Annotated in this window: 13 protein-coding genes; all 13 read left to right on the top strand. The window is 67.4% G+C overall.

The window, feature by feature from the left end; translation table 11 throughout:
* Window positions 1–16 precede the first annotated feature (16 nt).
* Window positions 17–904, top strand: coding sequence for an RnfABCDGE type electron transport complex subunit B (locus MSB02_RS00620; RefSeq protein ID WP_267194091.1), 888 nt, complete (start codon window positions 17–19; stop codon window positions 902–904).
* Window positions 905–906: 2 nt separating this feature from the next.
* On the top strand, window positions 907–1,266 hold the full coding sequence (locus tag MSB02_RS00625) for a NusG domain II-containing protein (RefSeq protein WP_267193285.1): 360 nt from the start codon (window positions 907–909) through the stop codon (window positions 1,264–1,266).
* Complete coding sequence (locus MSB02_RS00630; protein ID WP_267193286.1) at window positions 1,241–1,786, top strand: Gx transporter family protein; 546 nt, start codon at window positions 1,241–1,243, stop codon at window positions 1,784–1,786. The genes MSB02_RS00625 and MSB02_RS00630 overlap by 26 nt, the downstream gene beginning before the upstream one ends.
* A gap of 21 nt (window positions 1,787–1,807) precedes the next feature.
* Window positions 1,808–2,470 carry a RadC family protein gene (gene radC / locus MSB02_RS00635; RefSeq protein WP_267193287.1) on the top strand — a complete coding sequence of 221 codons (663 nt, stop codon included), beginning with the start codon at window positions 1,808–1,810 and terminating at the stop codon, window positions 2,468–2,470.
* A 254-nt stretch (window positions 2,471–2,724) separates the two neighbouring features.
* Window positions 2,725–3,750 carry a rod shape-determining protein gene (locus MSB02_RS00640; RefSeq protein ID WP_267194092.1) on the top strand — a complete coding sequence of 342 codons (1,026 nt, stop codon included), beginning with the start codon at window positions 2,725–2,727 and terminating at the stop codon, window positions 3,748–3,750.
* Between the two features lie 15 nt (window positions 3,751–3,765).
* The gene (gene mreC / locus MSB02_RS00645; RefSeq protein ID WP_267193288.1) at window positions 3,766–4,623 is read left to right on the top strand and encodes a rod shape-determining protein MreC; all 858 of its coding nucleotides are present in this window, start codon (window positions 3,766–3,768) and stop codon (window positions 4,621–4,623) included.
* The gene (gene mreD / locus MSB02_RS00650) at window positions 4,620–5,132 is read left to right on the top strand and encodes a rod shape-determining protein MreD (protein ID WP_267193289.1); all 513 of its coding nucleotides are present in this window, start codon (window positions 4,620–4,622) and stop codon (window positions 5,130–5,132) included. Before mreC ends, mreD begins: the two co-directional genes overlap by 4 nt.
* A gap of 40 nt (window positions 5,133–5,172) precedes the next feature.
* Complete coding sequence (gene mrdA / locus MSB02_RS00655; RefSeq protein ID WP_267193290.1) at window positions 5,173–7,095, top strand: penicillin-binding protein 2; 1,923 nt, start codon at window positions 5,173–5,175, stop codon at window positions 7,093–7,095.
* Window positions 7,096–7,099: 4 nt separating this feature from the next.
* Window positions 7,100–8,215 (top strand): rod shape-determining protein RodA, encoded by a 1,116-nt coding sequence (rodA, locus tag MSB02_RS00660; RefSeq protein WP_267193291.1) that lies wholly within the window; start codon window positions 7,100–7,102, stop codon window positions 8,213–8,215.
* Window positions 8,216–8,238: 23 nt separating this feature from the next.
* Entirely contained in the window at window positions 8,239–9,231 is a 993-nt protein-coding gene (locus MSB02_RS00665; protein ID WP_267193292.1) for a YcjF family protein, read from the top strand.
* Window positions 9,224–11,071, top strand: a complete 1,848-nt coding sequence (locus tag MSB02_RS00670) for a TIGR03960 family B12-binding radical SAM protein (RefSeq protein WP_267193293.1) — start codon at window positions 9,224–9,226, stop codon at window positions 11,069–11,071. Before MSB02_RS00665 ends, MSB02_RS00670 begins: the two co-directional genes overlap by 8 nt.
* Window positions 11,064–11,735, top strand: a complete 672-nt coding sequence (locus tag MSB02_RS00675) for a TIGR03936 family radical SAM-associated protein (protein ID WP_267193294.1) — start codon at window positions 11,064–11,066, stop codon at window positions 11,733–11,735. Before MSB02_RS00670 ends, MSB02_RS00675 begins: the two co-directional genes overlap by 8 nt.
* Window positions 11,736–11,747: 12 nt before the next feature.
* The gene (locus MSB02_RS00680) at window positions 11,748–13,235 is read left to right on the top strand and encodes an Rne/Rng family ribonuclease (protein ID WP_267193295.1); all 1,488 of its coding nucleotides are present in this window, start codon (window positions 11,748–11,750) and stop codon (window positions 13,233–13,235) included.
* The last annotated feature ends 65 nt before the right edge of the window (window positions 13,236–13,300 follow it).

Here is a 13,300-nt window from a genome sequence, read left to right on the forward strand (position 1 = left end):
TAACGACGTGGATCTGATGCTCATACTCAAAGCCGTCGGCGCCCTGTCGGTGATCGGCGTGATCACCTCGACCATCCTGGCTACCGCAGCGAAGCGCTTCTACGTCGAGGTTGACCCCCGGGTCGAGGCAGTGGCGGCCGCGCTACCCGGCTCGAACTGTGGTGCGTGCGGGAATCCGTCATGCTTCATGTCGGCCGAGAAGATGGTCTCCGGAGAACTGGAGCCTAACGCGTGTGTGGCAGGCGGACAGTCCGTGACCGATGCCGTGGCGGCGATACTCGGCGCCGACACGTGTGATGCGATCGCCATGATCTCGGCGCGACACTGCGGCGGTGGCGATCGCGCGGTGCGGGCGTACGAGTATGCCGGGGTGCGTTCATGCGCCGCGGCCAACCGCCTCGCGGGCGGTCCGCTCGCGTGCTCTGCCGGCTGCCTCGGCTATGGCGACTGTGTACGCGCGTGTCCGTTCGATGCCATCCACCTCGACGAGCGGGGCCTGCCTGTCGTGGACCCGGCCAAGTGCACAGGGTGCGGCATCTGCGTGAAGGAGTGTCCGCGCGGCCAGATCACCCTGCTCGAGATGGTGCCCGAGAGCGCACCGGTCGTCGTCCGCTGTAATGCGCACGACAAGGTGAAGGCGCGCAAGGCCAACTGCTCGGCATGTTGCATCGCCTGCAGGAAATGCGAGCGCGAATGCCCGGCGGACGCGATCCACGTCATCGACATGCTGGCAGTGGTGGACTACACGAAGTGCACCGGTTGCGGTACGTGCGTCGAGGTGTGTCCGCAGGACTGCATCGATCTCTACGGACGTGCGGCCGCGGTCGACACCATGGCCGCTGACGGCCGGGGCGGCGGCGCCATCACGAACGTGACGGGCAAGCGCATCGAGGCCGGAGCCTGACGATGACGCGCGCCGACAGGATCCTGATAGCCGTACTCGCGTGCGCAGCGCTGCTGGCGTGGCCGTTGGTCGCCAGTGCGGGTGTCGCTTCCGGCGAGGCGGTCATCGAGGCGCCTGCTGGCCGCACCACCATCGCGCTGGCGGATGACGCCATCTACCAGGTCGCCGGAGCCCGGGGTACGGTCGTCGTCGAGGTCGCTGACGGCAGCGTCCGGGTGCTCGAGTCGGACTGCCCGGACCAGGTGTGTGTGCGCACGGGCGCGGTGTCCGCCTCCGGATCTGTGATCGCGTGTGTTCCCAATGGTGTCGTCGTGCGGGTGGGGGGAGGCGGGAGCGATGGACTCGATGCTCGCGTCCGTTAGCACCTCCGTCACCCGCGGGTCTGTGGTGTCGCGCCGGGTGGCCGTCGGTTCCGGGCTCCTGGCCGTAGCCTGCGTCCTCGGGCTGATCGAGGCTGCGATGCCGGGCCTGCCGCTCGCTCCATGGTTGAAGCTGGGGCTCGCCAACATCGCCGTGGTGGTGGCGTTGGCGGTGGCCGATGGGGCCACGGCGGCAGTCGTCAGTCTTGGCCGTGTGGTCATCGTCGGTCTTGCCACGGGCACTCTCGGCACGCCTGTCGGATTGATCGCCGCCGCTGGCGCGATCGCATCCCTTGGCGTGATGTGGGCGCTCTCCAGTCGTGGCGATGCATTCTCGCTCGTGGGCTGGTCCGCCGCAGGGTCCGCCGCCCACGTGCTCGCACAGTTGGTCATAGCCGGGCCGCTGGTCGGATCCTGGTCGTTGATGGCGCTTGCGCCGGCATCGGTCCTCATCGCGCTTCCCCTCGGTGCGCTCACGGGCTATCTCGCTCGCACGATCGTCTCCCGCCTCACTGAACGGTGATGTGACGGGGGAGGAGGCGCGGTGGCGCCACGATTGGTGGGTATGGGGCCACAGGCACGTGAACTGGTGCTGTGCGGCCGTCCGGACGCAGTATCCGACGCGGACCTGCTGGCACTGGTCCTCGGGTGCCGTGAGGGGTCGGCCGCGCGGACGCTCCTTGAGCACCACCCGATGCCCGACGGCCTGTGGCGGGCGAGCGCCGAAGACCTGTGCTCCCAGCACGGCATAGGTCCCGCGGCCGCTGCCCGGCTGCTTGGTTCCCTGGAGCTCGGACGTCGGGCATCGCTGCGGAGCCCGCACGTGCGCCCGGTCGTCTCACGGCCGGATGACGTTGTACGGCTGTGTGCGCCGCAGTTTCGCGGATCGGATCGCGAGCACTTCTGGGCGCTCGCGCTCAACACGAAGAACCAGCTGCTGCGCACGATAGAAGTGTCGGTCGGCAGCCTGAACGCGTCGATCGTCCATCCCCGCGAGCTGTTCAAGGAGGCCGTCAAGGTATCGGCCGCGTCGGTGGTGGTGGTCCATAACCACCCGAGCGGTGACCCCACCCCGTCCGGCGCGGACATCCAACTCACGCGTCGGCTGGTGAAGGCGGGGGATGTCCTCGGCATCGAGGTGCTGGATCACGTCGTCATCGGAGACGGGGGCGACCACACGAGCCTACGCGACCTCGGACTCATGTGAGCGGCGCCGTGGCGTGGCCCGATAGCACCGCTCCGGCGGGAGCGCGGGTGCGCGACACCCGCATCTACCTGCGGTGTTATCGAACCGCAACCGCTTGTCGTGATGCCCGCGGGGGATATCTCTGCTACACTCTCTCGGGATATGCGGTTGCGCCGCATATCTAGTCGTGCGCGCACGATGTGAACGCGGCTCCGGGGGTCGCTCCCGCATCCCTCGGCCGCTGTGAGAGGAGCAGCGACTTGTCGCTTCTGGATATGTTCTTCGACTCGTGGGGCGGAGATATGGCGGTCGATCTCGGGACCGCCAACACACTCGTGTCCGTCCGCGGCCGGGGGATCGTCCTCATAGAGCCGTCGGTGGTCGCCGTTGAGCGCGACACCAAACGCGTGCTCGCCGTTGGTGTTGACGCCAAGCGGATGCTTGGCCGTACGCCGGGAAGCATCGTGGCGATCCGGCCCCTCAAGGACGGCGTCATTGCCGACTTCGAGGTCACCGAGGCGATGCTCCGGTACTTCATCAGCAAGACGCGTGTGAAGCGCTTCCCGTGGCAACCCAAGCCGCGCGTCGTCGTGTGCGTCCCATCAGGGGTCACCGAGGTCGAGAAGCGGGCCGTGTTCGAAGCCACGATGACCGCCGGAGCCCGCAGCGCGTACCTGATCGAGGAGCCGATGGCGGCGGCGATCGGCGCCGGTCTCCCGATCCAGGAACCCACGGGGAACATGGTCGTGGATATCGGCGGCGGCACGACGGAGGTGGCGGTCATCTCGCTCGGCGGGATCGTCGTTGCCGAGTCGATCCGCATCGGCGGCGACGAGTTCGACGAGTCGATCATCTCCCACATCAAACGGGAGTACAACGTCCTCATAGGCGAACGCACGGCCGAGGAGATCAAGTTCGAGATCGGATCCGCGTTCCCGCTTACCGAGGAGCTCGACGTAGAGGTGCGGGGCCGGGATCTCACCACCGGGCTGCCGCGCACCTTCCAGGTGTCCTCGGAAGAGGTGCGCACGGCCATCGAGGAGCCCACGCTCGCCATCATCCAGGCGATCAAGTGGACGCTCGAGAAGACGCCGCCGGAGCTCGCCAGCGACATCATGGAGTACGGCATCGTGCTCACCGGTGGCGGCGCACTGCTCAGGTCGCTGGATGAGCGCCTTCGCGCCGAGACCGGCATGCCGGTGCATGTGTCGGAGAATGCGCTCATCAACGTGGTGTTGGGCTCGGCGCAGGCGCTCGAGGAGATCGACGTCCTGAAGAAAGTCCTGACAGTCTCCCACTAGCGGCGGAGGACGCTCATGCGCATCGGGCAGTCCGAGCCGAGACGGCGCAAACCGATACTCCTCATCGTCCTGGTGGCGATCTCACTGGTGATGCTCACGATGTACTTCCGTGAGAGCGACGCCGGTCTGCTCCACACTGCCCGTCGGGTCACGCTCGAGGTCACCTCTCCGATCGCGCGTCTGGGGACGATCATCACCTCGCCGGTGCGCGCGGTGGGCGACTACTTCGAGGACGTCGGCGCATCGCGGGAGCGCGTTCTGGCGCTCGAGCAGCAGAACGAGGAGCTGCGGGCCCGGCTCGCCGAGCTGGAGGAGGCGCGTCAGGAGAACGAACGCCTCCGCGCCCTCGTGGACTTCGCCGAGGAGCGCAAGTTCGCCAAGCTCGGCGCCGAGGTCATCCGCCGTCCGGTGAGCATCTGGGAGGGTGTCATCGTCATCGACCGCGGGTCGGACGATGACGTCGAGCCCGGTATGCCGGTCATCGCCGCGCAGGGGCTCGTTGGCCAGGTGGCCGATGTGTCCTCGAACTCGGCCACGGTACGTCTGATCAGCGACCAGCAGAGCGGTGTGTCCGTGATCGTGCAGTCCACGCGCACACCGGGCGTCGTCCGTGGGTCGCTCGACGGGTCCCTGTCGCTTGACTTCGTGGACCGGGCGTACCTGCCTGTCGAGGGTGACGTGGTGATCACGAGCGGGCTCGGCGGGGTGTACCCCGGCGGCATCGTCGTGGGCGACGTGATCTCGGTCGATGATCGTCACGGAGAGCTGTATCCGCGCATCAACGTGGCCTCTCGCGTGCCGATCGGTTCCATCGAGGAGGTCTTCGTGCTCGTGGGTGCAGTGGTGGAAGCCGATCCGGGGGAGATCGAATGACGCGCTGGTGGACGACCGCGGGTGCGCTTCTCGGCGCACTGGTCTTGCAGGTGATGATCGCACCGCACATCGCCGTGTTCGGCATATCCCCGAACCTGCTGCTCCTCGTGGTGATCACCCTCGCGTTCGTGGAGGGGCCGTCCGAGGGAGCCACGGCGGGTTTCGTTGCGGGCCTGCTGCTCGATCTTCTGTCGACAGGCCCTATCGGCGCATGGGCGCTCGTGATGTCTGTCACCGGTTACCTCAGCGGGTCGCTGAAGGAGAACCTGTTCGCGGAAGGATGGCTCGCCCCGGTGACGGTGGGGATCGTGGCGGCTCTGACGGCCGACCTGGCGTACCTCGTGGTGGTATCCGTGCTCGGCGTGGGGCCCGCGTTCGGGAGCGCGATCGTGCGACTGGTGCTCCCACGCGCGGTGTACAATGCGGTCCTGGTCATGCTCGTGTATCCGTGGTTGGCGCGCTTCTTGCGCACGGACCGTTCGATGAAGTCCTTCCGCCGCCTCGCCTGAGGCGGTCTTCCAACCGGCGTCTCTGGAGTGTCGCGTACCTATGCCTACTGTCCGTGAGGAGCACAGGTCCCGGTTCGGTGTCCTCGGCATCGTCATCATCGTCGTGCTCTCAGCCCTGCTCGTACGCCTCTGGACCATGCAGGTCCTGAACGGCGAGTCTTTCGCGGCGCAGGCCGAGAACAACCGCGTGCGTGAGATCTCGCTCGAGGCCCCCAGGGGGCGGATACTCGACAGGAACGGGGAGCCGCTGGTCACCAACCGCTCCGCGCTCGCGGTGAGCGTGGATCCGTCCCACGACGATGTGCGTGCGCTTCTTGTGCGCACATGGACCGAGGACACCGCCGATGACCCCACGTCCAGCGAGATCACGGAGATGTTCGGTGAGATCGCTGACCTGCTGGGCACGACACCGGCTGAGATCTACACGCAGGTGACCGACGTGCAACAGGAGGCGCTGCGCCCCCGGGTCATCGCGATCGACGCGTCGATGGAGGCGGTGGCGCAGATCCTCGAGCGCCAGACCGACTTCCCGTGGGCGCTTGTGGAAGAGACGGCCGTGCGTGAGTATCCGAATGGCACGCTCGCCGCGCATCTGCTGGGCTACACGGGGGTCATCTCTCAGACCCAGTACGAACAGTCCGACGAATACGCCGGATATGAGCCGGGCGACACTGTGGGAAAGAGCGGCGTGGAGCGGCAGTACGAAGGCGTGCTCCAGGGAGACAAGGGCTGGCGCCGTATCGAGGTGAACGCCTCGGGCAAGTCGCAGGGCGTGGTGAGCGAGCAGGCGCCGCGGCCCGGCAACGACATCAGGCTCACGATCGACGTCGAGGTGCAGCGCGTCGCCGAGGAGCAGTTGGAGCTCGCGCTCGCCGAATCGCACCGGCAGGGCTACACCAGCGCGAAAGCGGCGGCGGCGGTGGTCCTCGACGTGCAGACCGGCGAGGTGCTGGCATCCACCAGCCGGCCGACGTACGATCCGGCGGCGTTCCTCGGCGGGATCAGCACTGCCGAGTGGGAGGCGCTCACCGCCAAGGGGAGCGAGTACCCGCTGAACGACCGAGTGGTGATGGGCGCCTATCCGCCCGCGTCCACCTTCAAGGTGGTCACCGCGATCTCCGGGCTGGAGGCGGGCATCACCTCGGAGAACAGCACCTACAACTGCACCGGCCGCTGGACCGAGATGGGCAAGCAGTGGCCCAAGCGTTGCTGGAAACGGACCGGCCACGGCACGCTGAGTCTGCGGGCCGGCATCAAGCACTCGTGTGACGTCGTCTTCTACGAGATCGGTTACGAGCTGTACAAGCGCGAGCTTGAGGAGCTTCAGGCGACCTCCCGGCTGTTCGGCCTGGGCGAGAAGTCGGGGATAGACCTGCCGGGCGAGGTCTCCGGGCGCGTGCCGGACGCCGCCTGGAAGAAGCGGTACAACGAGAACTACCCCGAATACCAAATGTGGCTTCCCGGCGACACCGTGAACATGTCCATCGGACAGGGCGACATGCTCACCACGCCGCTCCAGATGGCGCTCGTGTACGCGGGCATCGCTAACGATGGCGTGGTCATGAAGCCGCACGTGCTGAAGGACGTTCTCGGTAGCGAGGGCGAGGTCGTAAGAACGATCGCGCCGGAAACGCTGCATGACACCGGCGTCTCCAGCGAGGTGCTCGGGGTCGTCGAGCGCGGCCTCGTGGACGTGACGGAGACAGGCACGGCCAAGGGAGCGTTCGCCGGTTTCGGCCCCACCGTTGCCGGCAAGACCGGCACCGCTGAGGTGAAGGGCAAGGACGACTACGCGTGGTTCTGCGCGTACGCCCCGGCCGAGGAGCCGCGGTATGCGGTGGCGGTGGTCGTGGAGCAGGGAGGTCACGGCGGCTCGGTGGCCGGTCCGGCGGCGCGGAACATCCTCGCGCAGCTGCTCGGCGAGCCGATCGAGACGGTCCGCGCCACGGATGTGTCGAGGTGATGCAGTGAACAAGACGCTCGGACAGCGCATCCTCGACAAGGTGAACGTGCCGCTCGTGCTGTGGGTCCTGGCACTTCTCGTGTACGGCAGCATCGTTGTGGCATCCGCCACGTCGGAGATGGCGGGCGGCGCAGGGCTGTTGCGACGCCACATCCTCGGTGCGGTCGTGGGCCTCGTTCCGCTCGCGCTCGCGTGGGCGTTCGATTACACCCGGCTCCGTGGGTGGCATGGCGTGCTGGTCACCATGGGCGCACTGCTCCTCATAAGCCCCCGCCTTCCGGGCATCGGCTATGAGGCCGGCGGCGCCACGTCGTGGATCCAACTCTTCGGTGTCCGTCTGTTCCAGCCGTCCGAGCCCGCGAAGCTGATCTTCATCGTCGTGGCGGCAGCGGTGATCGCGTCGTTCAAGGGGAGGATCGACTCGCCGCGTGAGGTAGGCGTGGTGGGCGCATACGTCGCGGGCGCCGTGGGACTCATCCTGCTTCAGCCCGACCTGGGTACCGGCCTTGTCTTCGTGGCCATCGCGTTCGTCATGCTCATCGTGGGCGGGATGAAGGGTCGCTACTTTGCGATCGCCGCGGGCCTGCTCGTGGTGGCCACGTTCGTCGTCCTGCAGTTCGGCCTGCTGGCCGACTACCAGGAGGACAGGCTCCTGGTCTTCGTCGATCCCTCGCGTGATCCGGCCGGGGCCGGATACAACCTCGCGCAGTCGAAGATCGCTATCGGCTCGGGAGGGCTGGCGGGCAAGGGTCTCGGCTCCGGCACGCAGTCCAACCTGCACTTCATCCCAGCGCGTCACACAGACTTCATCTTCTCGGTGCTGGGGGAGGAACTGGGCTTCATCGGTGCCGTGACATTGCTCGGTTTGTATCTTGCCCTGCTGCTCACGGCTCTTGCGATCGCCACATCGTCGCGCGATCTGTTCGGCGCCCTCATCGCCGCGGGGGTGCTGGGGATGTGGCTGTTCCAGATTCTGGAGAACGTGGGCATGACGGTGGGTATGATGCCTATTACAGGCATCCCTTTGCCGTTCATGAGTTTCGGGAGCTCGGCGATGGTGACGAATCTCGGCGCTGTCGGGCTGCTGCTCTCGGTATGGTCGCGCCGTTACGGGGCCTGACCGCGAAGAAAGGAGTGCTCGCCATGGGTCTGATCAAGGGCGGGATGGGACTACCGGTGGACGTCCGCGACGTGACCAGGTCGGGTTCGCGCTACACCGAGGAGCGCGAGCTCCCGGTGCGGGTGGCCGTGTACGTGGAAGTGGACGCGCCGGATCCGCTGATCGATGAACTCCGGGAGGCGCTGCGGCCACGGACGGCGCGCGCATCCCTGCAGATCGAAGTTGCCGAGCTCGGACAGACGCCGTCTCTGGCGCCGCTCACCGACGTGGCGATAGCGATCGCCGGTACGGGGAACGTGGGTCTGCAGCAGGCGGTGGCCTCGATCCGGCAGGCGCGCGTACCGCTCGTGGTCACCGGTATCGGCGACGGCGTGCGGAGCCGTGAGCTCGCCGACGCGCTCGGCCAGCCTACCGACGATGTGATCGTCTCGTACGACCCTGTCGAGGTGATCGAGCGTGTGGGGTCGTGGCTGTCGGACACGCTGGGCACCAAACGGCTCGCACTGGCGCACAACTTCGCTTTCATGCGGCGGGCCGTTGCCGAGGACGCCGTCAAGACCACCGCGTGGCAGAACGCGCTGGTGGGGACGGTGACGCCTATCGCCGGGGCGGACATGCCGATCATGACCGCCAATCAGGTGAAGATGCTGCTGCAGATCGCGGCGGCGTACGGCGAGCCGCTCGGCATGGAGCGGGTGAAGGAGCTGCTGGCCGTGGTGGGCGGCGGCTACCTCATGCGTACGATCGCGCGCCAGGCGCTGACCGTCGTGCCGGTCCTTGGGTGGGCGATCAAGGGCGGCGTGGCGTATACCGGTACGCTGGCCATGGGCAAGACCGCCGTGCAGTACTTCGAGGACGGAAGCGACCTCGGGCAGCTCATAGCGCACTACAAGGGAGTGGTGGCGGAGGCGGCGACCAAGGTGCCGAAGCGCCGCAGGACCGCGTCCCTTCCCGTGGAAGAAGTCGGACAGATGGCGTTGCCGGTCGACGAGGGGACAGGTCCGGCCGGTGAATGACGTGTGGGAGCGCGTCGAGCCGCTGCTCCGGCAGGTGGAGCGGCCGGCGCGCTACGTGGACCGTGAGTGGGGCGTGGTCCGGCGGCCTGACGCCGGTTACCACGTGGCGCTCATGTATCCCGACACATACGAGGTGGGGATGGCCAATCAGGCGCTGCAGGTCCTCGCCGCACGGCTGTCCACTCTCGATGATGTCGCGTGCGAGCGGGTGTTCATCCCCTGGGTGGACATGTCGGCCGCCATGCGCGCGCACGAGGTCCCGCTGTTCACTCTGGAATCGTGTACGCCTGTGGCCGAGATGGACATACTCGGCATCACGCTCCCCAACGAACTCACTTACACGAACGTGCTCGAGGCGCTCGATCTCGCGGGGATCCCCCTGCGGGCCCACGATCGCGGTGAGACCCACCCGCTGGTGGTCGGCGGGGGTCCGTGCTCGCACAATCCGGAGCCCATGGCGGCGTTCTTCGACGCGATCCTCGTAGGAGACGGCGAGGAGGCGCTGCTCGAGATCGTCGCGTCGCATCGCGCCTCGATGGCCGCCGGACTGTCGCGGGAGGAATCGGTGCGCGCTCTCGCCGGTATCGACGGCGTGTATGTGCCGTCGCTCTACCTCGTAGGAGACGATGGGGTCGTCCGGCCCGTGGACGACGCGCCTGCCCGGGTCACACGTCGCGTTCTCGCAGACTTGGACACGTACGTGTCACCCACATGTCCGGTGGTCCCCTATGCCGACGTCGTGCACGATCGGGCGACCGTGGAGGTGCTGCGGGGGTGTTCGAGAGGGTGCCGGTTCTGTCAGGCGGGCATGGTGTATCGGCCGGTGCGCGAGAGGCCTGCCGACTCGATCGTGCGTGACGCCATCGCGAGTCTGCGGTGCACAGGTTACGAGGAGCTCTCGCTCACGTCGCTCTCCACGGCCGACCATTCCCAGCTCGAAGAGGTTCTGCGACGGCTCGCGAACAGGCTGGAGGGCACCGGGACGGCGATCTCCGTGCCCTCGTTGCGCCTGGACTCGTTCACCGTCCCCCTGGCGCGTCTGCTGGGTGACGGACGTAAGGCCGGGCTCACATTCGCCCCCGAGGCCGGCTCGCAGAGGCTGCGGGATGCGATCAACAAGAACATCACCGAGGAGGAGATCCTCACCGCCGTGGACCAGGCGTTCACGGCGGGGTGGCGACGGGTGAAGCTGTACTTCATGATCGGGCTTCCCACGGAGACCGACGAGGACGTGACTGCGATCGCCGCGCTCGTGGAGCGCGTGTTCGCCGCGGCGCGGGCAGCGACCCCTCCCGGCGAGCGCGGCGGGTTGCGCGTGGCCGTGTCGGTGTCGACCTTCGTGCCCAAGGCGCACACGCCGTTCCAGTGGGACGGGCAGCTGCCGATCGAGGAGGTCCGGCGCCGCCAGGTGATGCTGCGGCAGGCGATGCCGCGCAAGGGTGTCGAGCTGTCGTTCCACGACGCGGGGTCGTCGCTGCTCGAAGCCGTGCTGGCGAAGGGCGGCCGCGAGGCCGCCGCGGGCGTGGAGGCGGCGTGGCACGCGGGGGCGGTCTTCGACGCGTGGAGCGAGCACTTCTCGCTCGCGCGGTGGACCGAGGCGCTCGCCTCGGCAGGGATCGACGCCGCTGCCTATGCGGCGGAGGCACGGGATCGCCACGGCGCGCTTCCGTGGGACCACATCGACAGCGGTCTCTCACCCGCATTCCTGCGCGCCGAGCGGGAACGCGCCGATCGCGCGGAAACGACCGCCGACTGCACGTTCGGCGACTGCACCGGGTGCGGGGTCTGCCCCGGGCTGGGTGTCGATGTCGTGGTCGCGGGAGGTGAGCGCCGTGGCTGAGGGATTCCGTCTGCGGGTGTGCTTCCGCAAGGCCGGACGCCTGCGCTACCTGTCGCACCTCGAGACCGGACGGGCATGGGAGCGTGCTGCGCGGAGGGCAGGCTTGCCGTATGCTGTGACCCAGGGATACAACCCTCGCATGAAGGTCGCGTTCGGCCCGGCGCTTCCCGTGGGCACGGCCGGTATGCGCGAGTACCTCGACATCACGTTGACGCGTTTCGTCCCGGTGGCGCAGGTGCAGGAGGGGTTGGGGGCGTCGATAGCGGAGGAGCTCGCGCCCGTGGAGTGTGGATACGTCTCGCCGGCTGAGCCCTCGCTCGCGTCGAGACTGACCATAGCCGAGTATGAAGTCGAGTTGGAGAGGGGGGTCCCGCCGCAGGAATTGGAGCGCTCGCTGGACGCGTTGATGAGGACCGGCGGTTTCGAGACCGAGCACAAGGGCAAGCAGAAGTTTTTCGACCTCGCCGTGGCGCTCCCGAAGGAGCCCGAGGTGATGTCGGACGCAGGTCGTGCCGCCGTTCGCATGTGGGTGAGGATGGGTCCACACGGATCCCTCCGGCCCGAGACGTTCATGAGCGCAGCCATCGGCCCCGGCCGGCCGGTCGCGGTGACACGTACGGAGCTGTTCATCGAGGACGAGCAGGGCTGGATCCGCCCACTGTAGCGGGCACGCGACGTGCCTGACATCACACGCGAGATGCTGATCTCGCACGACATGCACGAGACCCGGGTCGCGGTGGTAGAGGACCGGCGCCTCGTGGAGCTCTACATCGAGCGTCCCAAACGGAGCGTGGTGGGCAACGTCTACCTCGGCAAGGTCAGGGACGTCCTTCCCGGCATGCAGGCGGCGTTCGTCGATATCGGCCTGGAGAAGAACGCGTTCCTGTACGTGGACGAGGTGGTCTCCCCCGAAGGGGTCACGGGCGCCCCGCGGCGGGACATACAGCAGCTCCTCAAGCCGGGGCAGCAACTGATGGTGCAGGTGCTCAAGGACCCCATGGGCACCAAAGGCGCCCGGGTGACCACGGAGATCACGCTTCCCGGCCGGTTCCTCGTGCTGATGCCGTTCTCGCCGTTCGTGGGTGTGTCACGCAAGCTGCCCGATGGAGAGCGAGAGCGCCTGGGCGAGATCATCGAGGCTATCGTGCCCGATGGCGTAGGGGTCATCGTGCGCACAGCGGCCACCGGCGCCAGCGAGAAGGACCTGCGGGGCGACATGGAGTTCCTCATGCGGCTGTGGCGGCGGGTCCAGGCGCAGTCGCGCGAAGGCCTCGCCCCGGAGGTCGTCTACACGGAGATCGACCTTGCCTTGCGGCTGGTACGCGACGCCTTCGGCGAGTCGTTCAGGCGTCTCGTGGTGGATGACAAGCGGGTGTACGAGAAGGTCATCTCGTTCCTGCGCAAGTCGGCGCCCAAGCTCGCGAAGCGCGTGCAGATGCATAAGGACAAGCAGTCGCTTTTCCAGTCGTACGACCTGCAGACCGACATGGAATCCGCACTGCTGCGCGACGTTCCGCTTCCCTCGGGCGGGCGGATCACGATCGATATTGCCGAGGCGCTCACGGCGATCGACGTGAACACGGGGAGCTATGTGGGGCGCAAGAACCTTGAGGACACCGTCCTGCGCACGAACCTGGAGGCCGCGACCGAGGTGGTCCGGCAGCTACGGTTGCGTGACATCGGCGGGATCATCGTGATCGACTTCATCGACATGGAGGATCCGCGCAACCGCCAGGAGGTGGTGGCGCGGCTCGCCTCGGCCCTCGAGCGGGATCGCACCAAGACGCGCGTCTCGGATATGTCGCGCCTCGGCCTGGTGGAGATGACGCGCAAGAACGTCACCGACGGCCTCTTCGGCGTCCTCACCGAGCCCTGTCCCACATGCCGGGGGGAGGGAAGGGTGCTCTCGGACACGACCAAGCGGATCATGGTGGAGCGCAGCCTCAGGGAGCTGCTCATGACCGGCCGCTCGTCGGCGTACCTGATCGGCCTCAACCCGCAGACGTACGCGCTCGTCAGCGCTCCGGGCAACAACACGCTCACGCTTCTGCGGTCCGAGACGGGCAAGCAGGTGAGCGTCATCGCCGACCCCGACGTGGGGCCCGTCGAGGTGCGCGTGCTCATCGAGGGCAAGGCGGGGATGCTCGGTACCGACGGGCTCTGACGAAGTGGATGGACACGCCCGGAACCGTTGACGCTCTCGGCCGGACTCTGTTAGCATTGCGCTTC

The organism is Anaerosoma tenue, from assembly GCF_023161965.1.
In the GTDB taxonomy this organism is placed as follows: domain Bacteria; phylum Actinomycetota; class Coriobacteriia; order Anaerosomatales; family Anaerosomataceae; genus Anaerosoma; species Anaerosoma tenue.

Excerpts from the sequence above, each read along its gene's own strand:
- MSB02_RS00620 (WP_267194091.1), top strand. The coding sequence starts at position 17 with ATGCTCATACTCAAAGCCGTCGGCGCCCTGTCGGTGATCGGCGTGATC.
- MSB02_RS00625 (WP_267193285.1), top strand. The coding sequence starts at position 907 with ATGACGCGCGCCGACAGGATCCTGATAGCCGTACTCGCGTGCGCAGCG.
- MSB02_RS00630 (WP_267193286.1), top strand. The coding sequence starts at position 1,241 with ATGGACTCGATGCTCGCGTCCGTTAGCACCTCCGTCACCCGCGGGTCT.
- MSB02_RS00640 (WP_267194092.1), top strand. The coding sequence starts at position 2,725 with ATGTTCTTCGACTCGTGGGGCGGAGATATGGCGGTCGATCTCGGGACC.
- mreC (WP_267193288.1), top strand. The coding sequence starts at position 3,766 with ATGCGCATCGGGCAGTCCGAGCCGAGACGGCGCAAACCGATACTCCTC.
- mreD (WP_267193289.1), top strand. The coding sequence starts at position 4,620 with ATGACGCGCTGGTGGACGACCGCGGGTGCGCTTCTCGGCGCACTGGTC.
- mrdA (WP_267193290.1), top strand. The coding sequence starts at position 5,173 with ATGCCTACTGTCCGTGAGGAGCACAGGTCCCGGTTCGGTGTCCTCGGC.
- MSB02_RS00665 (WP_267193292.1), top strand. The coding sequence starts at position 8,239 with ATGGGTCTGATCAAGGGCGGGATGGGACTACCGGTGGACGTCCGCGAC.